Genomic DNA, 20,655 nt, shown 5'->3' on the forward strand with positions numbered 1-20,655 from the left:
AGAACCCACGAAAAAACTTGTCCGACAAGCAATCCGGAGCCACAGCGGCACCGAATCCCAGATGACCGTGCACCACACAGCCACAAGGAGTGACTGACATGAAGAGCATGAAGACCCGTACCGGCCTCGTCGCCCTCGCCATCGCCCTGCCCCTGAGCCTCGCGGCCTGTGGCAGCTCGAGCGACAACACTGCTTCCGCCGGCGCCGGCAACACGCCCGCCGCGACGTCCTCCGACGCCATGACGAGCACGCCCTCCGACACGATGACCTCCTCCGAGTCGATGGACGCCTCGTCCGCCGTCTTCGGTGAGGGCTGCGCGGCCGTGCCGAAGGACGGCAAGGGCTCGTTCAACGGCATGGCGACCGACCCCGTCGCGACCGCCGCGAGCAACAACCCGCTGCTCTCGACGCTCGTCACCGCCGTCAAGCAGGCCGGCCTCGTCGACACCCTCAACTCGGCCCCCGAGATCACCGTCTTCGCGCCCGTCAACGACGCGTTCGCCAAGATCCCCGCCGCCGACCTCAAGAAGGTCCTGGCCGACAAGCCGACCCTCACCAAGATCCTCACGAACCACGTCGTGGCCGGCAAGCTCTCGCCGGACCAGCTCGCGGGCGACCACAAGACGCTCGCCGGCACCACGATCACGGTCAAGGGCTCTGGCGAGAACTTCACCGTCGGCAAGGCCGACGCGAAGGTCATCTGCGGCAACGTCCCGACCGCCAACGCCACGGTGTACATCATCGACGGCGTGCTGATGCCCTGATCGTCTGCCGACCAGGCTGACGCAGAGCACGACGACGGGCGACACAATGGACCCCATGTCACGGTTCTCGGTGGTCCCCTCCGGCGATGAGTCGCCGGAGGGGCCCGCCCGCCCAGTCCAGCTGGAGCAGCTGCTCCGCCGAGCAGCGACGGGAGACGAGACGGCGTTCGCAGACCTCTACGACGCCGTCTCCTCCCGGCTCTTGGGTCTCGTCCGTCGCGTCGTGCGCGACCCGGCCCAGTCCGAGGAGGTGACCCAGGAGGTCTTCCTCGAGATCTGGCGTCACAGCGCACGCTTCGACCCGAGCAAGGGTGGTGCGATGTCGTGGATGCTCACGATCGCCCACCGCAAGGCCGTCGACCGGGTCCGCTCGGCCGAGGCGGCCCGGCACCGTGACGAGGGTTACGGCGCCAGCAACCAGGAGGTCACGCACGACTCCACCGCGGAGACCGTCGTCGAACGGCTCGATGCGGAGCGGGTTCATCGGGCGTTGGAGACCTTGACAGCCGTTCAGCGGCAGGCCCTCGAGCTGGCCTACCTCTCGGGATACACGCACACGGAGGTGGCGACCATGCTCGACCTGCCACTCGGGACCGCGAAGACACGCATCCGTGATGGACTCATCAGACTACGAGACACGTTGGGGGTGACCCTGTGAGCGAGGACATCCACGCGCTCTCCGGCGCATATGCCGTCGACGCCCTCGACGACGTCGAGCGGGCCCGGTTCGAGCGCCACCTCAACGGCTGCTCCGCGTGCCGGGCCGAGGTCGAGAGCCTCGTCGCCGCGGCGTCGGAGCTGTCGGTGCTGACCGAGGTCGCCCCGCCGGCCTCGCTCCGGGCCAAGGTGCTCGCCGACATCTCGTCCGTCCGTCCGCTGCCGCCGCTGACGGCTCCGCAGCACGACTCCGCCGACGAGGACGTCACGTCCACGCCGTCGGCGCCCGACCATGCTCCCGCCGCAGGTCCGGCCACTGCTGCCACCCCGGTCGAGCGCCCCGACGAGCTCACCGAGCGCCGCCGGTCCCGCTCCACCCGTGGGCTCGCCCGCGGCTGGCGCATGGTCGTCGCGGCCGCCACGGTGGCCGTGCTCGCCATCGGCGGGTTCACCGTCTGGAAGCAGATCGACAAGGACCCGTCCCGGGCCATCGCCGACCAGGTGCTCGCGGCGCCCGACGCCACGCGCTACGGGGCGCGGCTCGCCGGCGGCGCGACGGCCACTGTCGTCCGCTCCAACTCGCTCCACAAGGCCGTCATCGTCACGTCCGGCATGTCGCAGCCGCCCTCGGGCAAGGTCTTCCAGCTGTGGCTCCAGGACGCGACGGGTCACATGACGTCGGCGGGCCTCATGCCCGGCGGCGGCGACCAGGTGGTCGTGCTGAGCGGCGACGCCAGCCACTCCAAGGGCGCGGGCATCACCGTCGAGCCCGCGGGCGGCTCCGACCAGCCGACCTCCAACCCCGTCGCGTTCGTCGCCTTCGCCTGACCTGCCTGACCCGCACGACCGGTCGCCCGAACGTCGGGCGGTCACGAGCCCGCTCCCGGCTTCCTCGCCAGGGGCTCGTGACCGCCCGACTCCGCCGTGTCCGCACGCGTGTACGTTGACGCACCATGGACTGGACCGAGGTCGCGGGCTTCGTCACGGGGGCGGCCTGCGTGGCCCTCGTGGTGCGCCGCAGCGTGTGGAACTTCCCCGTCGGCATCGCCAACAATCTCCTCTTCCTCGTGCTCTTCACCGGCTCGGGCCTCTACGGCGACGCGGGCCTGCAGGTGCTCTACATCGCGCTCGCGGTGCTCGGCTGGTGGGCGTGGCTGCGCGGCGGACCCGACCGCGGCCCGCTGACGGTGCGCCGCACGCCGCGCTGGTTCTGGCCGGTCGCCGTCGTGCTCGTGGCGGCCGCGACGTGGGCCGTCTGGTCGCTGCTGACCAGGCACACCGACTCGGACGTGCCGACGTGGGACGCCCTGACGACGTCGCTCAGCCTCGTGGCCCAGCTCATGCTGAGCTTCAAGTGGATCGGCAACTGGGTGCTGTGGATCGCCGCCGACCTGCTCTACGTCCCTCTCTACCTGCACAAGGGCCTGACGCTGACGGCGATCCTGTATGCCGGGTTCGTCGTCCTCTGCGCCGTCGGCCTCCTCCAGTGGTGGCGGTTGCGCGACGCACCCGCGGACGTGGCCGGCAACGACGACGCGGTCTTGGCAGCCGTGGGTTCGCGGTGAGCCCGGCACGTCACGGGCACGGGCTCGTCATCGGCAAGTTCTACCCCTTCCACGCCGGGCACCAGGCGCTCGTGCGGGCGGCGACGGGCTCGTGCGACCGGGTCACCGTCGAGGTCATGGCGCACGCCGTCGAGTCGATCCCCGTCGACGTCCGGGTCGGCTGGGTGCAGGCCGAGCACCCGACGGCGAGGGTCGTCGCGGCCCCCGACGACCACGACGTCGACTTCGACTCGCCGGAGGTGTGGGACCTGCACATGGCGGTCATCGAGTCGCACCTCGACGGGCCGGTCGACGCGGTCTTCACCAGCGACGCCTACGGCGAGGAGATGGCCCGGCGGCTCGGCGCGACGTGGGTGCAGGTCGACCCCGGCCGCGCCTCGATCCCGATCTCGGGCACCGCGGTGCGCGCCGATGTCGGCGGCTCGTGGTGGGCGCTGCCGTCGCCGGTGCGGGCCTGGTTCGCCAAGCGGGTCGTCGTCGTGGGCGCCGAGTCGACGGGCACGACGACCCTCGCCGACGCGCTCGGGGCGCACTACGGCACGACCGTCGTGCCCGAGTTCGGACGCGAGTGGACCGAGCGGCGCCCGGGCGGCCTGGCCGCGCCGTGGCACACGGCCGAGTTCGACCTCGTCGCCCGTGAGCAGGCCGCGCAGGAGGACGCGGCTGCCGCCGCGGCCCCGCGACCGCTCGTCGTCTGCGACACCGATGTCTTCGCGACGACGCTGTGGCACGAACGCTACGTCGGGTCACCGTCGCCGACGGTGCGCGCCCTTGCCCGCGCCCGACCCGCGCCGGCGCTCTACGTCCTCACCGGCGACGAGATCCCCTTCGTGCAGGACGGGATGCGCGACGGCGAGCACGTGCGCGAGTGGATGCAGGGGCGCTTCCGTGAGGAGCTCGCCGCCCGCGAGGTGCCGTGGGTCGAGGTGCGTGGCAGCCACGAGGAGCGGCTCGCCGTCGCCACCGCTGCGGTCGACGAGGTCGTCGCCGCGGGCTGGGACCTCGCCGACCCGGTGGGCTGACGACCCGGCCACCACCCGGCTGGCACAATCGCACGGGTGACCACGTCAGGGGAGCAGGCACACACGGGGCTCGGCCACGTCTCGAACGCACCGACGCGCCCGGGCGCCGCCGGGCGGCACACGGACGAGCTCGACCTCACCGACCTCTACGGCACGTCCCGCGAGGCCACGCCCGACGCGGGGCCGCCGCTCGACGAGAAGCTGCGTCAGGCGTACTTCTGGATCACGAACCACGCCATCATCAGCCCGCACTACGACGTCGAGTTCCACGACGGTCCCAGCGAGCGGATCCCGTTGGGGGACAGTCGCGGTGAGCTGACGCTGCCGAGCGGGCAGTCCTACTCCAGCTACGTGCTCATGCCGCTGCTGACCTTCATGGTGCGCGGGCGCTGCCTCATGGTCGGCGGCCCGGGCCGTGGCAAGACCGCGAGCGCCCTGCTCATGGGCGTGCTCGCCGGCTACACACCGACCGAGATGCGTCGCGGCATGCAGCACGGGCACCCGCAGCTGACCGTCGCCGACCTCTTCGGCACGCCTTTGCCGCGCGACCTCGTCGAGGCCGAGAAGCTGTCGGACGTCGACGTCGCGTGGCGCTCGTGGCTGGGCATGCGCGTCAAGATCGTCGACGAGTACAACCGCATCCCGACGCGCACGCAGTCGGCGCTGCTCACCGTGCTCGCCGACGGCTACGTCGAGACCTTCGACCAGGTCTACGAGACCGGGGCGAGCGCGTGGTATCTCACGGCCAACGACGACGCGGGCGGCGGCACCTACCAGGTCATCGACGCGCTCCGGGACCGCATCGACGTCGTCGTCGCGGCGCTGCCCTTCAACAACCGCTTCCTCTCGGCGCTCGTGGCCAGGGCCGAGCGCGGCGTGCGGCCCGAGGACGTCGTGCCCGACTCGATCGTCTTCACCGAGGCCGAGCACGACCGGCTGCACCGGGCCGTCCTCGACGTGCCCATCCCGCGGCCGGTGCTGCGCCGGATCGAGCACTTCGCGGGGCAGTTCGAGTACCTCGAGCGTGCGGGCAGCCAGTTCGAGTACCGCACCAAGGACACCGCGCGACTCGCCGGCGTCGACCCCCACCTCGTGCAGCAGGACGACACCGGCCGCGACGCGCTCAGCGACGTCGGCACCCAGACGACCGCGGGCCTTTCGGTGCGCGCGCTCCAGTCGCTCGTGCTCTACAGCAAGGCGATGGCGCTCTTCCGCGGCGACGACGCCGTCGGGGTCGACCACGTGCGCGCGGTCCTGCCCTTCGTGCTCTTCCAGAAGCTGCCGATGGACACCGAGGCCCGCGTGTTCGAGCAGGACGACACGGCGGCGCTGCGGCTCGACCGGGTGTCGTGGCTGCACGCGATGTTCGACACGACGTGCCGGCAGTTCGACGCCGACGGGCTCGACCACGACGACCCGGTCGGTGACGCACTCGCCCTCTTCGACCGGGGGCTCGACGGGCTCGGCGCCGGCGAGGTGCGCGCCCGGATCACCCACGTCGGGCGGCTGCTCACGTCGATCGCCGCACAGCGCAAGGTCTACGGCCACACCTTCGACGACGCGCTGACGCTGAAGTACCTCCACCAGCGCTACACGAACTACCTCTCCTGGCTGCGCTGGTCGTCATGAGCACGTATGCCGTGGGGCCAGGCGGAGCGGCCGAGCCGGCGCCGCTCTGGGCTGCGGCGCTGCGGCGGGTCTCGGGCACGTTGGCGCGGGACCTCGACGTGGCGCGGGCCGGGGGCGCGGCGGACCGTGCGCTGGCCGAGGGCCTGCGGGCGGTGGGGCCGGGCTTCGACCGGCTCGTCGCGCGCCAGGGCGGCGCAGGACCGGCCGTCGCGCAGCCGGTCGTCGACCGGTGGGCGACGCACTGGGCGCGATCCGTCGTGGCCCTCGTCGGTGCAGGGCGATTCGGCGAGGGGTCGGTCTCCCGCTGGGTGCTCGAGTGGGTCGTGCCGGCGCTGCGCCTGGACCTGCGCACCGTGACACCGCTCGTCATCGACGACCTCGTCACCGCGGCCGCGCAGGTGTCCGGTCGGGCTGACGCCACCCACTGGGCGCGCGGCATCGAAGCGGGACTGGCGGCCTGGCCGTCCGGCGTGCCGCTCACCGACGACCGAGTGCGCGAGGTCGGCGCCGTGTCGGCCTGGCGGGCCGGTCACGTGCGGCTGCGCTCTGCCGCAAGGTCGCTCGTGCCCAACCTGCCCGATGCCGTGGCCGACGCGGTCCTGCGGGTCGAGCCTGGTCAGGACGTCCGCGACCTGCTCGCCCGCAATGCCGAGGTGCCCTGCGCCTGGGGTGGACCGGTGACGGAGCGACCGATCGGCGCCTTCCGGGGCTTCGGCGGCGCCTGGCTGCTGCCGCCGGTCGTCACCGGCGGGGACGGGCACCGCTGGAGCGTCGTGTCGGGCCAGACCCGCTGGACGGTGCTCACCGACGCGTTCGGCGAGGCCGTGCTGCCCGACGAGAGCGAGCCGGACTCCGATGCGGCGGGGCCGGCGCCCCGGCAGGCGTGGTGGGACCGCTACGGCGACGACGTCACCGGGGCCGTGCGCGCCGGTGGGGTCGTCCTCGTCAGCCGACGGTCGAGCCACCGACTGCTGCTCGTCGCCGACGGCGGAGCCACGCCGTGACGGTCGCCGCGCGGCCGCCTGCCGTGGACTGGGTCGCGCTCGAGTCCCGCTGGCGCGCAGCCTGGCCTGCGGCCCTCGAGTGCTGGGGACCGTCCCTGCGGCTCGGCGAGCCGCGCTTCCTGACCCCGGCGGACCCGCCCGGCACCACGAGCTTCGCGTGGTTCGACATGGACGCCGTCGGGGCGACGATCGACCTGCGCGCCGTCGTCCGTCTCGGCATCGAGGACATCCCGGTGCCGGTGCTGGCGCACGAGATCGGCCACCACGTGCTCGCACCGGCCGACGCGACCGGGCGCGCGCGCATCGTCGAGCGCTGCCGTCGCGGGCTCGTCGACCGTGACGCGGACGCCCCGATGGTCTCGAACCTCTGGACCGACCTGCTCATCAACGACCGACTGACACGGCTGTCCGGGCTGGACATGACCGCGCCCTACCGGGCCTCGCGCGGGACCGTCGCCGCCCAGCAGGCCGAGCCTGCGTCCGCAGTGGACACCACCCGGTCAACCAGGCGAGGCAAGCCACCTACGGAGGCGACGTACTTCGACGTCTACCTCAGGGCATACGAGCTCCTGTGGTCGCTGCCCAGGGGCAGCCTCGTGCCACCCCTGGGCGCGGAGGAGGAGGTCGACGCCAGTTTCCTGGCCCGCCACGCGCGGGTCTTCGCGCGCGACGCGGTGGGCGGTGCGGGCGGCTTCGCGGCGCTGATGCGCCGGTGGCTGCCCGAGCCCACCGAGGAGGGGCTGCAGGGTCCGTGCCGGGTGACCGGCGGAGCCGGCACGGCGCCCGACGTCGCCGAGGACGACTCTCTCGCGGAGCTGCCCGTGCACCCGGCACTCGACCCCCGAGTCAACAGCCAGGCGCCCGCGTCCGGTGGCGCCGGCGCGCCGGGGACGGCCGACGGCGAGCCCCAGGGCACCGGCCAGGGGTCGGGCCAGGTCTTCGGGCCAGCCGACCTCGCGACGCTCTACGCCACCCTCGGCACCACCCGCGACGCCGCGGTCGACTGGTACGTCGCCCGAGCCCGGCGCCACCTCGTGCCGTTCCCGGTCGACCACGAGCAGCCCGTGAGCGAGCCCGAGCTGCAGGGGCTCGAGACGTGGGAGCTCGGTGACGACCTGACCGACCTCGACTGGACCGGCACGACCCTGCGCTCGGCCACGGTGCTGCCGGGGATGACGACCCAGCGCCGGGTCGTCGAGGCGGCCGAGGGCCTCGACCCCGTCGAACGTCCCGTCGACCTCGACCTCTACGTCGACTCGAGCGGCTCGATGCCCGACCCGCGTGGGCTCGTGTCGCCCGCCGTCCTCGGCGGAGCGGTGCTCGTGCTCTCCGCCCTGCGCGCCGGGGCCCGGGTGCGCGTGACGAGCTGGTCGAGCCCGGGGCAGGTCACCTCGAGCGGCGACCTCGGCACCGACCGCGACCGGCTGATGACGGCCCTGCTGACCTACCACGGCGGCGGCACGAGCTTCCCGCTCCACGGCCTCGCCGCCGCCCACGACGGGCTGCCCGCGGCGCGGTCGACGCGTCGCCGCTGCCACATCGCCGTCATCTCCGACGACGGGGTCGAGTCCATGTTCGGCCGCGGGCAGGACGCCGGCCTCGAGACCGCCGCCACGCGGGCGCTCGACCACGCCGGCGGGGGCGGCACCCTCGTGCTCCGGGTCGCGCCCCAGGTTGCCGAGCGCACCCGCACGATGGCGGGCGACTACGTCGTGGAGGCCGTCGCCGGACTCGACGACGTCGTGACGCTGGCCCGCCACTTCGCCCGCCGGCACTGGGACACTGGCCCGAGGAGGACCCTCCGATGACCGACCGCACCGCCCCGAACCCGCTCGAGCAGCCGCTCGCCCACTCCGACGAGGGCCCGTGGCTGCGCACCCTCACCGACCGGCTCGTCGCCACGCCCCAGGCGTTCCTGCGACCCGAGGTCGTCACCGAGGCCGTGCTGCGCGACGCCCTGGAGCTCGTGACGGACGCTCCCCTGGAGGCGGACGCCCTGTCCGCCGTGCGCCGTCTCGGCGGCGCCGCCCTGCCGGAGCGCCTCGCGGCCCAGGTCGCCGCCCACCTCGTGACGGAGCCGTCGCTGCGACCCGTGCTCGGCGCGCGCGCCCCCGTCGACACCGCCGCGGGCATCGAGCACTTCACGGCGCTCGTGGGCGTCGTGCCCCTGCGCCAGTGGTTCGGTGACGACCCGGACCGCCACGAGGAGGTCGTGCGAGCCCTGTTGCGCTGCATGGCGATCCGTCCCCGCGGGGAGACGCACGCGCAGTCCGAGGACCGGTGGCAGTCGGTGAGCACAGGCCTGCGGTCCGACGCGCTGCGCCTCGCGGCGCTCGAGCAGCAGCGTGCCGCCGAGCTCGCCAAGGCCCTGGCCGACAAGCGCGCCCAGGAGGCGGCGGCGCAGTACACCCATGTCTGACCCGGTCTCGCGCCCGACCGCCCTCCCGGGCTACGAGCCGATGGGGGCGGCCGTGCGCTCCGACGCCGAGCGCTTCCCCGCCCTCGACCACGGCGGACGCGAGCGCCTCGACGCCCTCCGGCACCACGCATACGCCCCCGCCTGGAGCCACGCGTGCGGGGACCTGCTCACGGCAGCCGACCACGCGGCCATCGCGGAGTGGGCGCGCGACGTGCCCGCGATCGCTGCCGGGGCGACGGACCAGCCACCCGACTGGCTGCTCGCCGAGACCGAGCGGCTCGCCCGCGTCGTGCCGCACCTGCGGCGGCTCGGGATCCGTGACTGGCGCGACGTGCCGACGACGACCCGCGCCGATCTCGCCCGCGGCGTGGCCGACTTCGTGCCTGTCGACCTGCCGCTCGACCGGGTGGTGCAGGGCACGAGCTCGGGCTCGAGCGGCTCGGCGCTGGTCATCCCGTGGCACCCCGTCGACATCGCCAAGGACCTCGCCCTGCTCGACCTGCTCCTCGCGGGCGTCGGGGTGCAGTGGCGCGAGGACCCCTCTCGTATGGGCCTGCTCAGCGTTGTCGACCAGGAGCAGGCCTTCACGTACGCGTCCGCCATGACGTTGCGCGGCGGCCAGTCGATGTCGCGCGTCAGCCTCCACCCGTCGGCATGGCCGGACGACGACGCGCGGCGGGCCTTCCTCACGGGGGCCGACCCTCAGGTCGTCACGGGCTCGGCCCTCACCCTGCAGACGTATGCCGCCCTCGACCTCCCGTGCTCGCCGCTCGCCCTCGTCTCCGGTGCCGTCGACCTCGCGACCCCGGCGCGCGCCCACCTCGAATCGGCGTTCGGCGCGCCCGTGCTCGACCTCTACGGGCTGCGCGAGGTGGGGCCGGTCGCCTGCGAGACCGCTGCCGGGGCCGGGCACGTGCTCGTGCCGCGCCGGATGTGGGTCGAGGTCGTCGACGACGGCGGCCAGCCGGTGCCCGACGGAGTGCCGGGCGACCTCACCGTGTCGTCGCTGGAGAACCCCTACCTGCCGCTCCTGCGCTACCGCACCGGTGACCGCGGCGCGCTCGTCGGGACCGGCGCCGGCCGTCGGGTCGTCGGTCTCGAGGGACGCTCGGCGATCGTCTTCACCGCGGGCGACGGTCGACGTGTGCAGTCCGTCGAGCTGACCCAGCAGCTCCAGCGCTTCGGCGTCAGGGCGTGGTCGGTGCGACAGGACGCGGACGGCGCTGTGACGGCGCGCTGCCTCGGCGGCGACGGCGAAGGCCTGCGCCGGGCCCTCGAGGCGCTGCTCGACCGCCCGGTCGCCGTCGAGCCGGTCGCCGATGCCGCCGACCTCGGTCCCGGCAAGCCCCGTCGCTTCGCGAGCGCGCCGTAGACGCTGTAGACGCGGAAAGGAGTGCGCCGGGGCCGCCGCGGTTCGCTAGGTTCGCCGGGTGGAGATCACGCGCATCGGACCTGACGACTGGGAGCGCTTCCGGGAGGTGCGGCTGGCGTCCCTGGCCGACGCCCCGACGGCCTTCGGCTCGCGCCACGAGGACTGGGTCGACGCGCCCGTCGAGCGCTGGCGGGACCGCCTGACCCAGGTGCCGCTGACCCTGCTGGCGCAGGAGTCCGGCCGCATCGTCGGGGTCGTCAGCGGGCAGCCGGACGGGGACGAGTGGGTCGAGCTCATCTCGATGTGGGTGGCTCCGGAGGCCCGCGGCACCGGGACCGCCGCGCGGCTCATCGAGGCGGTGGTGGACTGGGCCGCCGCCCAGGACCGCAGGACCTGCCTCATGGTCCGCAGCGACAACGTGCGCGCCCGCACGGCCTACGAGCGGGCCGGATTCGTCGACGTGGGCGTCCCGGAGGACTGGCCGGCCGACGAGCCCCCGGAGAACCGGATGGAGCGGCGCGCCTGACGCGACCGGGTGGCGCGGGCGGCTCGCACCGCACGCGCCCTCAGGCGCGCGCGATCGTGAGCGTGCGTGTGCCGTGCAGGTGCAGGTCCGCGCTCCGCAGCAGTCGGTGCGGGCCGGAGTCGTCGAGCAGCCCCGCGAGGGTGCGCTCGTCGCCGGCGTCGAGGCGCCCGTCGAGACCGTGCGCCAGCCGCGCGAACCAGGCGCGGGCGTAGGCGCCGGCGAGCGGGTGCTCCGGCGACCGCTCGTCGATGACGACGTCGTGCTCGTCGACGACGGTCCAGCCGGCCTCGGCGAGCAGCGCGGCCCACGACGCGCCGAGGTGCGGCAGCGCCTCCGCGTGCACCGAGCCGAGCACCTCGAGCGCGCGGCCCTCGAAGCCGGGCCGGCCGATGCCGAGGTCCTCCGGCAGGAAGCGGACCGGCTCGACGAACTCCGAGACGGCGAGCAGCCCACCCGGAGAGGTGATCCGGCGGAGCTCGGCCAGCGAGCGCACCGGGTCGGCGAGGTGGTGCAGCGACATCGACGCCCACGTCAGAGCGACCGGCGCGAGGTCGGGCCAGCCCTGGTCGAGGTCGGCAACCAGGGTGCGCACCCGGTCGCCGAGACCGGCGGCCTGCGCCTTGGCGGCGACGCGCGCGAGCGACGGCTCGGACACGTCGACCGCGACGACCTCCGCGTCGATCCCCGCGTCCGCCAGCCGCGAGGCCAGACCCAGCGCCCCCGTGCCGGTGCCCGCCCCGAGGTCGACGACCCGCGCCCGAGCCCCCGACTGCTGCGCAGTCGCAAGGGCCGGAGTCACTGCAGCCAGCACCCGGTCGAGGGCACGGCCCCAGTAGGCGCCGAGGACCTCACCGTCGAGGTCGAGCAGGTCGGCGCCCTGCGACTCGGAGGTCAGGTCGTCGTGGGAGTGCCCGGCGGGCGCGTGCTCGTGACGCGCGTGCTCGTGACCGGAGTGCTCGTGACGGGGCTGCTCGTGATGGGGGTGCGTCATGACGGCCACGCTACGACGGCCTTGCGCACGCGGCATACGATCTTGCCGATGACGCAAGAACTCGACCTCGACGCCGTGATCCGCGCCCGCGTGCGCGGCCTCCGTCTGGCCCGCGGGTGGTCCCTCGACGCGCTCGCGGCCAGGTGCGGCCTCAGCGCCTCGACGCTGAGCCGGATCGAGACCGGCCACCGACGCATCGCCATCGACCAGCTCAGCCCCATCGCCCGCGCGCTGGGCACGAGCATCGACCAGCTCGTCGAGCTAATGAGCGAGGACGACGTCGTCATCCATCCGCGGCGCAACGCCGCGCACGGCCACACGACGTGGCTGCTCACCCGCGAGGACGAGCCGAACGGCCTCGTCGTCGCGAAGATGCGGATCACCGCCCGGCGTCGCACGAGCACGCCGGGAGTGCACCCGGGCCACGAGTGGTTCACCGTGCTGTCGGGGACCGCGCGGCTGCACCTCGGCGAGCGCGTCCTGCTCGTCGAGGAGGGGCAGTCGGCCCAGTTCTCGACGATGGTGCCGCACGCGATCACGGCGGTGGACGGGCCGGTCGAGGTCATCGTCGTGCTCGACCGGGAGGGCCGGCGCGCCCATCTCGACGCGGGCGAGGGGCACGACCACCCGTAGCGTGAGGACGGCCATGTCGAGGACGTCGCGACGGCTCCGTCCCACGGGCAACAGCGGACGACCGAGCCGCGGCGAACGAGAGGACCCACCATGACCGTCCAGAGCCTGCACCACGTCAGCGTCGTCGTCGACGACCTCGAGGAGGCCACGGCGTTCTTCACCGCCCTCGGACTCGAGCTCGAGGGTCGCGCACCCATCGAGGGCACGTGGGTCGACCGCATCAACGGCCTCGACGGCATCCGGGTGGACATCGCGATGATGCGGACGCCGCGCGGCCAGGGCCGGCTGGAGCTGACGAAGTTCCACTCGCCTGCGGCTGTCGGCGAGGGGTCGGGTCCGGCCCCGAGCAACACGCTGGGGCTGCGGAGCATCATGTTCGAGGTCGACGACGTGGACGCCACCGCCGAGACCGCGGTCGCCCACGGCGGCGAGCTCATGGGAGAGATCGTCGACTACGAGGACGTCTACCGGCTCTGCTACGTCCGCGGTCCCGAGGGGATCATCATCGCGCTGTCGCAGGATCTGCGCTGACGGTAAACGAGACTCGCGAGGTCACCGCGGGGGCCGGTCGCCGGCGTCGGCCCAGATGTCGAGGGGCACCGAGCGGATGCTGCGGCCGTCGAGGTCCAGCTCGCGGCCCATCCGCTTGATCGAGCGCAGCACCATCGAGCGGTCGTGGATCGTCATCTGCGGCACCTCCGCGGCGAGCCTCGCCTCGACCTGGGACAGCTCGTGCAGCGAGTGCGTCGTCAGCGCGAGCATGAGGTTGGGCCCACCCCCGGAGATCCGCCAGCAGACGCGGATGCCGGGCAGGCGGCGCAGCGTCATGGCGACGGCGTCGATGTCCCCGGCGTCGGCCGACGCCCACAGCCAGCTGATGACCGGCCTGCCCGAGTCGGGCAGGGCCATGTCGCAGCGCAGGACGACCCGGCCGTTGCCGACGAGGCCCGCCACACGGCGACGCACGGTGCTCTCGCTGAGGCCGGCGCGCGCGGCCATGGTCGCGACCGGCATACGACCGTCCTCACCGAGCAGCAGGATCAGCTGCCGGTCCACGGCGTCGTAGCCGCGGGCGAGGTCGGCCTGCTCGGACGTCAGCCCGTCGAGGCGTGGCTGCTGCCCGCGCAGCATGACGGCCTGCTGCGCGGGGTCGAGCACGTGCAGCTGCCAGTGGTCGCCCATCGAGTAGACCTTGGTCACCGCGTGGCTGCTCGTCGCGACGACGCCCGGGATCGTCCCGACCGACTCGAGGAGGAAGCGGGAGAGGAAGGCGAGGTCGCGCACCTCGACGAGGATGGTCAGCGAGCGCGGTCCGGACGTGTGCTCGACGCTGAGCACGTGGGGCAGCTCGGTCACGCGCCGCGCGATGGCGAGCGTCTCGGCCGCGCTGCAGCTCAGCTCGACGACGGCGAGGCACGACTCGGGGCGCCCCTGACCGGTCGCCCGACCCGACACCCAGGCGATGCCGGCCGAGGAGAGGCGCTGCCACCGGCGGGCGACCGTGACGGGGTCGATGTCGAGCGCCCGGCCCACGAGCGTCCACGAGGCGCGCGGCTGCAGCTGGAGGCAGTTGACGATGGCCAGGTCCAGCTCGTCGGCGCGGGCGGCGGAATCCTGCGTCATCTCATGACGCGTCGCGTCATCCTGCGTCGAGCGGCCTCTCGGTGGCATGCCTGCCATCCTCGGTCACCAGTGCGGGACACCTCAAGTCCCGGCACGCAGACCACGACCCGGGAGAGATGCATGCCGTCCGTTGGCACCACCCGCGAGACCTCGCGCCCCACCCAGCCGGCCAGCCTGGACTGGACCAGGCGGCTGCTTCAGGTGGACACGACGAGCCGCGAGACCAACCTGCCGCTCATCGACCTCGTCGCGGACGAGCTGCGCGCGCACGGCGTCGAGCCGGTCCTCGTCGCCAACGAGGACGGCACCAAGGCCAACCTCCTCGCGACCTTCCCGGCGGCCGACGGCACGACCACCGGGGGCGTCGTCCTCTCGGGGCACACCGACGTCGTGCCGGTCGACGGGCAGGACTGGTCGAGCGGGCCGTTCGTCCCCGAGATCCGCGACGGCCGCCTCTACGGCCGGGGCACGTGCGACATGAAGGCCTTCATCGGCTCCGTCATGACCGCGGTGCCGCGGCTCAGCACCACGCCGCTCAGCGAGCCGGTGCACCTCGCCTTCTCCTACGACGAGGAGGTCGGCTGCGTCGGCGCCGTCTCGCTCGTGGACGAGATCGTCGAGCGCGGGCTGCGTCCCCGCGCCTGCATCGTGGGCGAGCCGACGAGCATGCGCGTCATCCGCGGTCACAAGTCGCTGACGATGATCGAGGTCGTCTTCCACGGCGTCGCGGCCCACTCGTCGCGAACTCCCCACGGCGTCAACGCGATCGAGTATGCCGCCCAGCTCGTCCGCTTCGTCCGTGGCGTCGCCGACGGGTTCCGTGCCGACGGACCGTTCGACGAGCACTACGACGTGCCGTTCACGACCGCCACCGTCAACCAGATCGCGGGCGGCATCGCCGTCAACACGGTCCCCGCCGAGTGCTCCCTCACGTTCGAGTTCCGGGCGGTCGGGGCCGTCGACGTCGACGCCACCGTCGAGGCGTTCCGCGCCGAGGCACGCCGCATCGAGGCGGCCATGCGGGAGGAGAACCCGGACGCCCGCGTCGAGGTGTCCATCGGCGCGCAGGCACCAGGGCTCGACACGGCCGACGACGAGGACGTCATCGCCTTCGTGACCGGCCTCGGCGCCGCCGCGAGCGAGGAGAAGGTGGCCTACGGCACCGAGGCCGGGCTCTTCCAGCGTGCCGGCATCCCGACCGTCGTCTGCGGCCCGGGCGACATCGCCCAGGCCCACGCTCCGGACGAGTTCGTCGCCCTCGAGCAGATCGAGCGCTGCGACGAGCTGGTCGACCAGCTCATCAGCCACCTCACGGCCTGACCGCCCACCCCACGCCCGCACGCCCGCACGCCCACGCCCACGCTCACGCCCACGCCGGACCGAAGGAGAACCATGACCCTGACCGACACCCCCACGGAGGTGACTCCCGAGCGGCTGGCCGACGCCCGAAAGGCCGTCCTCAGCAGCTCCATCGGTGCCGCCCTCGAGTGGTTCGACATCATCGTCTACGCGTCGTTCGCCATCGTCATCGCGGAGAACTTCTTCCCCGAGGGCGACCAGACGCTGGGCCTGATCCTCACCTTCGCGACGTTCGCCATCTCCTACCTCGTGCGACCGCTCGGCGGAATGATCATCGGCGGCTACGGCGACCGCCACGGGCGCAAGAAGGCTCTGACCCTGACGCTCCTGCTCATGATGGTCGGCACGATCCTCATGGCCGCGGCCCCGACGCACGCCATGGTGGGTGCCTGGGCGGGCGTCATCATCCTGATCTCGCGCCTCGTCCAGGGCTTCTCGGCCGGCGGCGAGTTCGGCTCCGCCACGACGTTCCTCGTCGAGACGGCGCCGCACCGCAAGGCGTACTACGCCTCGTGGCAGGTGGCGAGCCAGGGCATCTCGATGTTCCTCGCCTCGGCCTTCGGCTACGTGCTGTTCAACCAGCTGTCCAAGCAGGACCTCTACTCGTGGGGCTGGCGCATCCCGTTCGTCCTCGGCTGCCTCATCGGCCCGGTGGGCCTCTACATCCGGGCCCGTCTGACGGAGACCAAGGAGTTCACCGACAGCACCCCGCACGAGGCGCCGATCCGCGCGACCTTCACCGAGCACCTGGGCCGCGTGCTCACCGGCTCGGCCTGCGTGGGCGTCGCGACGATCTCGGTCTACCTCATCCTCTTCATGCCGACGTATGCCGTGAAGAACCTCGGGGTCCCGGCGAGCGCCGCCTACCTCGGCGGTGTCGTGGCGGGCATCGTGACGATGGTCGGCGTGCCGCTCGTGGGCCGTCTGGCCGACCGGGTCGGTCCGGCGCGGGTCATGACGTGGGCGGCCGTCGGCGCGCTCGTGCTCGCCTGGCCGCTCTTCGCCGTGGTCATCGCCTCGCCGACCGTGCCGGTCCTCGTCGTCTCGATCGGGATCCTCGGCGTCATCATGGCCTTCTACTTCGGCCCGCTGCCGGCCCTGCTGACGACGCTCTTCCCGCGCGACGTGCGCGCCACGGGCGTCTCGGTCGCCTACAACGTCGGCGTCACGGTGATGGGCGGGATCGCGCCGCTCGTGCTCACCTGGCTCATCAGCCTCACCGGGTCGCTCAACGCGCCCAGCGTCTACTACATGGCCGTCGCCGTCATCTCGCTCGTCGGGCTCGCCGTGGCCCGTCGCCGCTACGACGCCAGCTAGGAGCGCCCACCCGTGCGTGCCCGCCTCACCCGACGAGCTGGTCCCGTCGCCGGGTGAGGTGGGCACGCTCGCCCGGGTTGCCGGTCAGCTCGATGGCGCGGTCGTATGCCGTCCGCGACTCGCCGCTGCGACCGAGCCGACGCAGCAGCTCGGCCCGGGCGACGTGGAACGCGTGGTAGCCCTCGAGCGCGTCGCCCAGGCGGTCGACCTCGGCGAGGCCGACGAGAGGTCCGTCGAGCTCGGCCACCGCCACGGCGCGGTTGAGCCGGACGACCGGTGACGGGTCGAGTCGCGCCATCGCGTCGTAGAGGGCGACGATCCGCGACCAGTCCGTGTCGCGCGCGGTCGGGGCGTCGGTGTGCACGAGGTTGATGGCGGCCAGCAGCTGGTAGCGCCCCGGCCTCTCGCCGCCCGCGGCGACCACCCGCAGCCGCTCCTCGACGAGGGCCCGGCCCTCCGCGAGCAGGTCCCGGTCCCAAGCACCGCGGTCCTGCTCGTCGAGGGTCACCAGCTCGCCGGTGCTCGAGACCCGCGCCGCGCGCCGGGCGTCGGTGAGGAGCATGAGGGCGAGCAGCCCGGCCACCTCGCCGTCGTCGGGGAGCAGGTCGTGAAGCAGCCGGCCGAGGCGGATCGCCTCGTCGGACAGGTCGACCCGGACCGCATCGTCCCCCTCCCCGGCGAGGTAGCCCTCGTTGAAGACGAGGTAGACGACGGCGAGCACGCCGGTGACGCGCTGGCGGAGGTCCTCGGCGGACGGGACACGGTAGGGGATGTGCGCCGCCGCGATCTTGCCCTTGGCGCGCGTGATGCGCCGCGCCATCGCCGTCTCATGGACGAAGAAGGCGCGCGCGATCTCGGCGACGGTGAGCCCGCCGAGCAGGCGCAGCGTCAGGGCGACGCGCGCCTCCATCGAGAGCGCCGGGTGGCAGCAGGTGAAGACGAGCCGGAGCCGGTCGTCCTGGACCGGGCCGGTCGGCTCGGCTGGGGTGTCGTCGTGGACCATGAGGGCCGCCTGGTACTTGGCGTCGCGCAGGGACTCGCGGCGCAGCCGGTCGATCGCCCGTCGGGTCGCCGTCGTCGTCAGCCACCCGCCGGGGTTGGGCGGTATGCCGTCCCGTGGCCATCGCTCGACGGCGACGGCGAACGCCTCGGCCGCGGCCTCCTCGGCGACGTCGAGGTCGCCGAAGCGGCGGGCGAGGCCGGCGACCACCCGCGCCCACTCCTCGTGGTGGACCCGGGTGATCGCCTGCTCGACGGCGGGGTCGGTCACGGCTCCATCAGGGCCTGGACCGACGCGGGCGTCTGGAACGGCCGCACCTCGACCGTGCCGCGGCACGCCTTGGACGCCTCCGCGGCGAGCGCGAGCGCGACGTCGAGGTCGGGGGCCTCGATGACCCAGAAGCCGCCGAGGTGCTCCTTGGTCTCGAGGTAGGGGCCGTCGGTGAAGGCCGGTCGCTCGCCCCGGCCGTCGACGGTCGTGGCGGTCGTGGCCGGCTCGAGGCCGTCGGCGAAGACGAGGCGGCCCTCCCGCTCGAGCCGGTCGTTGAAGGCGCCGGTGTCGGCGAACGCCTCGAGCATCTCCTCGCGCGAGGGGTAGGACCCGAACTCGGTGGGCTCGGCAGGCCCGAAGACGGACAGCAGGTACCTGGCCATCGCTCTCACGCCTTCTCGGCCGGGTCGTGGGCCATCCCGCGCCCCCGGAAGCGATGGACCTCCTGTGGCCACTCGAGTGCGACGGCGAGACGGCCGGCCCAGTAGCGGGCCGTCTCGTCGTCGGGCACGTCGATGGCGCAGAAGCCGCCGAGGTGCTCCTTCGTCTCGACGAAGGGACCGTCGGTGAAGACGGGCTTGCCGTCCTCGGCGACGACACTGAAGATCGCGGTGTCGGCATCGAGCCCGCCGTTGGTGAAGATGAGCACGCCCTGCTCCTGCATCTCACGCACGATCGCCCGGGCGGCCACCCCCTTGGCGGCGCTCTGGTCCTCCGTGTGCTCCCCGACCCACTCGTCGTTGAAGCTGATGAGGTACTCGGTCATGTTCGTCTCCTCGTGGTCGTCGGTGGGGGGCCGTCCCGGCGCCCCGCGTGCGGCGATCGCCGCACACGAGGTCCACGAACGACCGCGTCCCGATACGACACCTTTCCGGAAAAGTCCCGGTCGCGGCGGCATCGGCGCCACGCCGCCCACCGCGGGGTACGTTGTCGCCATGAGCGAGCCCCCCGGTCCGGTCGGGTCCAGCGGGCCACCCCCGCCCGACGAGCAGTTCACGGTGCCGGTGCCCAATGTCCAGCGCGGGCCCGCACCGACGCAGGCCATCCCGGTGTTCGACCCGACGCGTGAGCTGCCCGTCGCCGTCCCGTCCGCGCAGCCCACGGCGTCCTCACCGGCCGTGCCACCCGTCCCCTCTGGGCCTCCGGTCCCGCCGAACCCGTATGCCGGCCAGCCCGTCTGGCCGGGAACGCCCGGCACCAACGCCCGCGTCGCAGGCGAGGACGTCGACCCGCTGCTCGGGCAGATCGGCGTCGCGCTCTTCTGGGTCACCGTCGGCTGGTGGCTCTTCTTCCTCATCCGGGTGCTCGGCTACCTCACCCGCTACGGCCTCACCGACACGATCCTCATCCGCACCATCGACCTCGGGGCCGAGGAGACCGTCGTCGCAGCGGTGCTCTCGGTGCTCGCAGCGCTGCTGCTGCTCCTCGGTCGTGGGCGCGCCGGACGTTCGGCGCTCGGATGGTCCTCCCTGGCCCTCGCGGTCGTCACGGTGGGCGTCGCCGTCTGGCGACTGCTGCCGTGAACGGAACCGACTGAGACGCAAGGGAACCCGGTGCTCAGGGTCACCTCGGCGCAGGAGGTCGCCGACGCATACGACCTCGGTGGCGCAGCCACCCTGACCGGCCCGGTCGCACGCGGACAGCTCGGTCAGGTGTGGCGGCTCGACACCGTGCAGGGCAGCCACGCCGTCAAGGAGTGGTTCGCGACGCCCGACCTCGACGACCTGTCACGCGGCGCCGAGCTCGTCGACGCCGCGCGCGAGGAGGGCGTGCTCACGCCGGCCGTCCGGCGCACCCCGTCCGGCGACGTGGCCACGACCGTCGACGGCACGGCCGTTCGCGTCTTCGAGTGGGTCGACCTCCAGCCCCGGTCGCGCCGGCTCGACCCCGTCGCGGTGGGCGAGGCGCTCGCGGCCCTGCACCGTGCCGGCGGCCCGACCGACGAAGGCGTCGACAACTGGTTCGCGACCGGCTTCGGCGAGCAGCGCTGGCGCGAGGTGCACCAGCGCGTCGTCGACGAGGGCGCCCCGTTCGCAGGTCAGCTCGGCGCGCTCGTCGACGAGCTCGTCGCCGTCGAGTCGGTCATCGAGCCGCACCAGGCGCCGATCCTCTGCCACCGGGACCTCTGGGCCGACAACGTGCTCGCGACCGACGACGGGCGGGTGTGCGTCATCGACTTCGAGAACCTCGGCCCGGCCGACCCCAGCCAGGAGCTCGCCATGGTGCTCTTCGAGTTCGGCGACGACGACCCGGCGAGGGCCCGCCTGCTGCACCGGGCCTACCGCGACGCCGGCGGCCCGGGGCGGGTGACCAGGCGCGGGCACTTCACGATGCTCGTCGCCGAGCAGGCGCACATCGGTCAGCTCGCGTGCTCGCGCTGGGTCGGAGCGAGCAGCGAGTCGGAGCGCGAGCGCCTGGCCCGGTGGTTCCTCGAGATCCCCGAGGACCCGGTGACGCTGCCGCGCATCGACCGGGTGCTCGCCGCGGTCACCTGACGACGGCGC

The 20,655-nt window shown here is 73.3% G+C and carries 22 protein-coding genes; 17 read left to right on the forward strand and 5 right to left on the reverse strand.

Annotation, left to right across the window (positions count from 1 at the left end; translation table 11 throughout):
- Positions 1-98 precede the first annotated feature (98 nt).
- The 11 genes from IEY30_RS04075 to IEY30_RS04125 all read left to right on the forward strand — a co-directional run bounded on the left by IEY30_RS04075 (position 99) and on the right by IEY30_RS04125 (position 10,958).
- Complete coding sequence (locus tag IEY30_RS04075; RefSeq protein ID WP_030197084.1) at positions 99-764, forward strand: fasciclin domain-containing protein; 666 nt, start codon at positions 99-101, stop codon at positions 762-764.
- Positions 765-810: 46 nt separating this feature from the next.
- Entirely contained in the window at positions 811-1,422 is a 612-nt protein-coding gene (gene sigK, locus IEY30_RS04080) for an ECF RNA polymerase sigma factor SigK (protein WP_030197087.1), read from the forward strand.
- Positions 1,419-2,249, forward strand: a complete 831-nt coding sequence (locus IEY30_RS04085; RefSeq protein WP_030197099.1) for an anti-sigma factor — start codon at positions 1,419-1,421, stop codon at positions 2,247-2,249. The genes sigK and IEY30_RS04085 overlap by 4 nt, the downstream gene beginning before the upstream one ends.
- 125 nt (positions 2,250-2,374) lie before the next feature.
- Positions 2,375-2,986 (forward strand): nicotinamide riboside transporter PnuC, encoded by a 612-nt coding sequence (gene pnuC, locus IEY30_RS04090; RefSeq protein WP_052358474.1) that lies wholly within the window; start codon positions 2,375-2,377, stop codon positions 2,984-2,986.
- Positions 2,983-4,008 (forward strand): AAA family ATPase, encoded by a 1,026-nt coding sequence (locus tag IEY30_RS04095; RefSeq protein ID WP_030197104.1) that lies wholly within the window; start codon positions 2,983-2,985, stop codon positions 4,006-4,008. The genes pnuC and IEY30_RS04095 overlap by 4 nt, the downstream gene beginning before the upstream one ends.
- Positions 4,009-4,044: 36 nt before the next feature.
- Complete coding sequence (locus tag IEY30_RS04100) at positions 4,045-5,637, forward strand: MoxR family ATPase (RefSeq protein ID WP_030197106.1); 1,593 nt, start codon at positions 4,045-4,047, stop codon at positions 5,635-5,637.
- Entirely contained in the window at positions 5,634-6,641 is a 1,008-nt protein-coding gene (locus IEY30_RS04105; protein WP_030197109.1) for a serine/threonine-protein kinase, read from the forward strand. Before IEY30_RS04100 ends, IEY30_RS04105 begins: the two co-directional genes overlap by 4 nt.
- On the forward strand, positions 6,638-8,449 hold the full coding sequence (locus tag IEY30_RS04110; RefSeq protein WP_030197117.1) for a vWA domain-containing protein: 1,812 nt from the start codon (positions 6,638-6,640) through the stop codon (positions 8,447-8,449). The genes IEY30_RS04105 and IEY30_RS04110 overlap by 4 nt, the downstream gene beginning before the upstream one ends.
- Positions 8,446-9,060, forward strand: coding sequence for a hypothetical protein (locus IEY30_RS04115; RefSeq protein ID WP_030197120.1), 615 nt, complete (start codon positions 8,446-8,448; stop codon positions 9,058-9,060). The genes IEY30_RS04110 and IEY30_RS04115 overlap by 4 nt, the downstream gene beginning before the upstream one ends.
- Complete coding sequence (locus tag IEY30_RS04120) at positions 9,053-10,432, forward strand: phenylacetate--CoA ligase family protein (RefSeq protein ID WP_030197124.1); 1,380 nt, start codon at positions 9,053-9,055, stop codon at positions 10,430-10,432. Before IEY30_RS04115 ends, IEY30_RS04120 begins: the two co-directional genes overlap by 8 nt.
- Before the next feature lie 58 nt (positions 10,433-10,490).
- Positions 10,491-10,958 (forward strand): GNAT family N-acetyltransferase, encoded by a 468-nt coding sequence (locus IEY30_RS04125; RefSeq protein WP_043416677.1) that lies wholly within the window; start codon positions 10,491-10,493, stop codon positions 10,956-10,958.
- Positions 10,959-10,998: 40 nt separating this feature from the next.
- Here IEY30_RS04125 and IEY30_RS04130 read toward each other — a convergent pair whose 3' ends face one another.
- Complete coding sequence (locus IEY30_RS04130) at positions 10,999-11,949, reverse strand: class I SAM-dependent methyltransferase (RefSeq protein WP_156035219.1); 951 nt, start codon at positions 11,947-11,949, stop codon at positions 10,999-11,001.
- A gap of 48 nt (positions 11,950-11,997) precedes the next feature.
- On the opposite strand from IEY30_RS04130, the gene IEY30_RS04135 reads away from it, so the two are divergent.
- Entirely contained in the window at positions 11,998-12,582 is a 585-nt protein-coding gene (locus IEY30_RS04135) for a helix-turn-helix domain-containing protein (protein WP_030197136.1), read from the forward strand.
- Positions 12,583-12,672: 90 nt separating this feature from the next.
- Positions 12,673-13,113: a VOC family protein gene (locus IEY30_RS04140; RefSeq protein ID WP_030197139.1), complete on the forward strand. Its 441-nt coding sequence runs from the start codon at positions 12,673-12,675 to the stop codon at positions 13,111-13,113.
- A 21-nt stretch (positions 13,114-13,134) separates the two neighbouring features.
- Here the strand turns inward: IEY30_RS04140 and IEY30_RS04145 are convergent, their stop codons facing one another.
- Complete coding sequence (locus tag IEY30_RS04145; RefSeq protein WP_229674836.1) at positions 13,135-14,205, reverse strand: Lrp/AsnC family transcriptional regulator; 1,071 nt, start codon at positions 14,203-14,205, stop codon at positions 13,135-13,137.
- Positions 14,206-14,325: 120 nt separating this feature from the next.
- Between IEY30_RS04145 and argE the strand changes: the two genes are divergently transcribed.
- Complete coding sequence (gene argE, locus IEY30_RS04150) at positions 14,326-15,525, forward strand: acetylornithine deacetylase (RefSeq protein ID WP_030197145.1); 1,200 nt, start codon at positions 14,326-14,328, stop codon at positions 15,523-15,525.
- Positions 15,526-15,597: 72 nt separating this feature from the next.
- On the forward strand, positions 15,598-16,881 hold the full coding sequence (locus tag IEY30_RS04155; protein WP_030197147.1) for an MFS transporter: 1,284 nt from the start codon (positions 15,598-15,600) through the stop codon (positions 16,879-16,881).
- 25 nt (positions 16,882-16,906) lie between these two features.
- Here the strand turns inward: IEY30_RS04155 and IEY30_RS04160 are convergent, their stop codons facing one another.
- The 3 genes from IEY30_RS04160 to IEY30_RS04170 are packed head-to-tail and all read right to left on the reverse strand — an operon-like array spanning position 16,907 to position 18,917.
- On the reverse strand, positions 16,907-18,151 hold the full coding sequence (locus tag IEY30_RS04160) for an RNA polymerase sigma factor (protein ID WP_030197151.1): 1,245 nt from the start codon (positions 18,149-18,151) through the stop codon (positions 16,907-16,909).
- Positions 18,148-18,534, reverse strand: a complete 387-nt coding sequence (locus tag IEY30_RS04165) for a YciI family protein (RefSeq protein ID WP_043416678.1) — start codon at positions 18,532-18,534, stop codon at positions 18,148-18,150. The genes IEY30_RS04160 and IEY30_RS04165 overlap by 4 nt, the downstream gene beginning before the upstream one ends.
- 5 nt (positions 18,535-18,539) lie before the next feature.
- Positions 18,540-18,917, reverse strand: coding sequence for a YciI family protein (locus tag IEY30_RS04170; protein WP_030197158.1), 378 nt, complete (start codon positions 18,915-18,917; stop codon positions 18,540-18,542).
- A gap of 169 nt (positions 18,918-19,086) precedes the next feature.
- On the opposite strand from IEY30_RS04170, the gene IEY30_RS04175 reads away from it, so the two are divergent.
- Together IEY30_RS04175 and IEY30_RS04180 are read left to right on the forward strand one after the other, a co-directional pair.
- Complete coding sequence (locus IEY30_RS04175; protein WP_030197159.1) at positions 19,087-19,674, forward strand: hypothetical protein; 588 nt, start codon at positions 19,087-19,089, stop codon at positions 19,672-19,674.
- A gap of 30 nt (positions 19,675-19,704) precedes the next feature.
- Entirely contained in the window at positions 19,705-20,646 is a 942-nt protein-coding gene (locus IEY30_RS04180; RefSeq protein ID WP_030197161.1) for a phosphotransferase enzyme family protein, read from the forward strand.
- Positions 20,647-20,655: the final 9 nt, after the last annotated feature.

The sequence above is a fragment of the Terrabacter tumescens genome, from assembly GCF_014646815.1.
Taxonomy (GTDB): domain Bacteria; phylum Actinomycetota; class Actinomycetes; order Actinomycetales; family Dermatophilaceae; genus Terrabacter; species Terrabacter tumescens.

What these genes read in the sequence shown, in the direction of transcription:
- IEY30_RS04155 (WP_030197147.1), top strand. Translation starts at nt 15,598, where the DNA reads ATGACCCTGACCGACACCCCCACGGAGGTGACTCCCGAGCGGCTGGCC.
- IEY30_RS04135 (WP_030197136.1), top strand. Translation starts at nt 11,998, where the DNA reads ATGACGCAAGAACTCGACCTCGACGCCGTGATCCGCGCCCGCGTGCGC.
- IEY30_RS04075 (WP_030197084.1), top strand. Translation starts at nt 99, where the DNA reads ATGAAGAGCATGAAGACCCGTACCGGCCTCGTCGCCCTCGCCATCGCC.
- IEY30_RS04115 (WP_030197120.1), top strand. Translation starts at nt 8,446, where the DNA reads ATGACCGACCGCACCGCCCCGAACCCGCTCGAGCAGCCGCTCGCCCAC.
- pnuC (WP_052358474.1), top strand. Translation starts at nt 2,375, where the DNA reads ATGGACTGGACCGAGGTCGCGGGCTTCGTCACGGGGGCGGCCTGCGTG.
- argE (WP_030197145.1), top strand. Translation starts at nt 14,326, where the DNA reads ATGCCGTCCGTTGGCACCACCCGCGAGACCTCGCGCCCCACCCAGCCG.
- IEY30_RS04145 (WP_229674836.1), bottom strand. Translation starts at nt 14,205, where the DNA reads ATGACGCAGGATTCCGCCGCCCGCGCCGACGAGCTGGACCTGGCCATC.
- IEY30_RS04140 (WP_030197139.1), top strand. Translation starts at nt 12,673, where the DNA reads ATGACCGTCCAGAGCCTGCACCACGTCAGCGTCGTCGTCGACGACCTC.
- IEY30_RS04130 (WP_156035219.1), bottom strand. Translation starts at nt 11,949, where the DNA reads ATGACGCACCCCCATCACGAGCAGCCCCGTCACGAGCACTCCGGTCAC.
- IEY30_RS04170 (WP_030197158.1), bottom strand. Translation starts at nt 18,917, where the DNA reads ATGACCGAGTACCTCATCAGCTTCAACGACGAGTGGGTCGGGGAGCAC.
- IEY30_RS04175 (WP_030197159.1), top strand. Translation starts at nt 19,087, where the DNA reads ATGAGCGAGCCCCCCGGTCCGGTCGGGTCCAGCGGGCCACCCCCGCCC.
- IEY30_RS04120 (WP_030197124.1), top strand. Translation starts at nt 9,053, where the DNA reads ATGTCTGACCCGGTCTCGCGCCCGACCGCCCTCCCGGGCTACGAGCCG.
- IEY30_RS04105 (WP_030197109.1), top strand. Translation starts at nt 5,634, where the DNA reads ATGAGCACGTATGCCGTGGGGCCAGGCGGAGCGGCCGAGCCGGCGCCG.
- IEY30_RS04165 (WP_043416678.1), bottom strand. Translation starts at nt 18,534, where the DNA reads ATGGCCAGGTACCTGCTGTCCGTCTTCGGGCCTGCCGAGCCCACCGAG.
- sigK (WP_030197087.1), top strand. Translation starts at nt 811, where the DNA reads ATGGACCCCATGTCACGGTTCTCGGTGGTCCCCTCCGGCGATGAGTCG.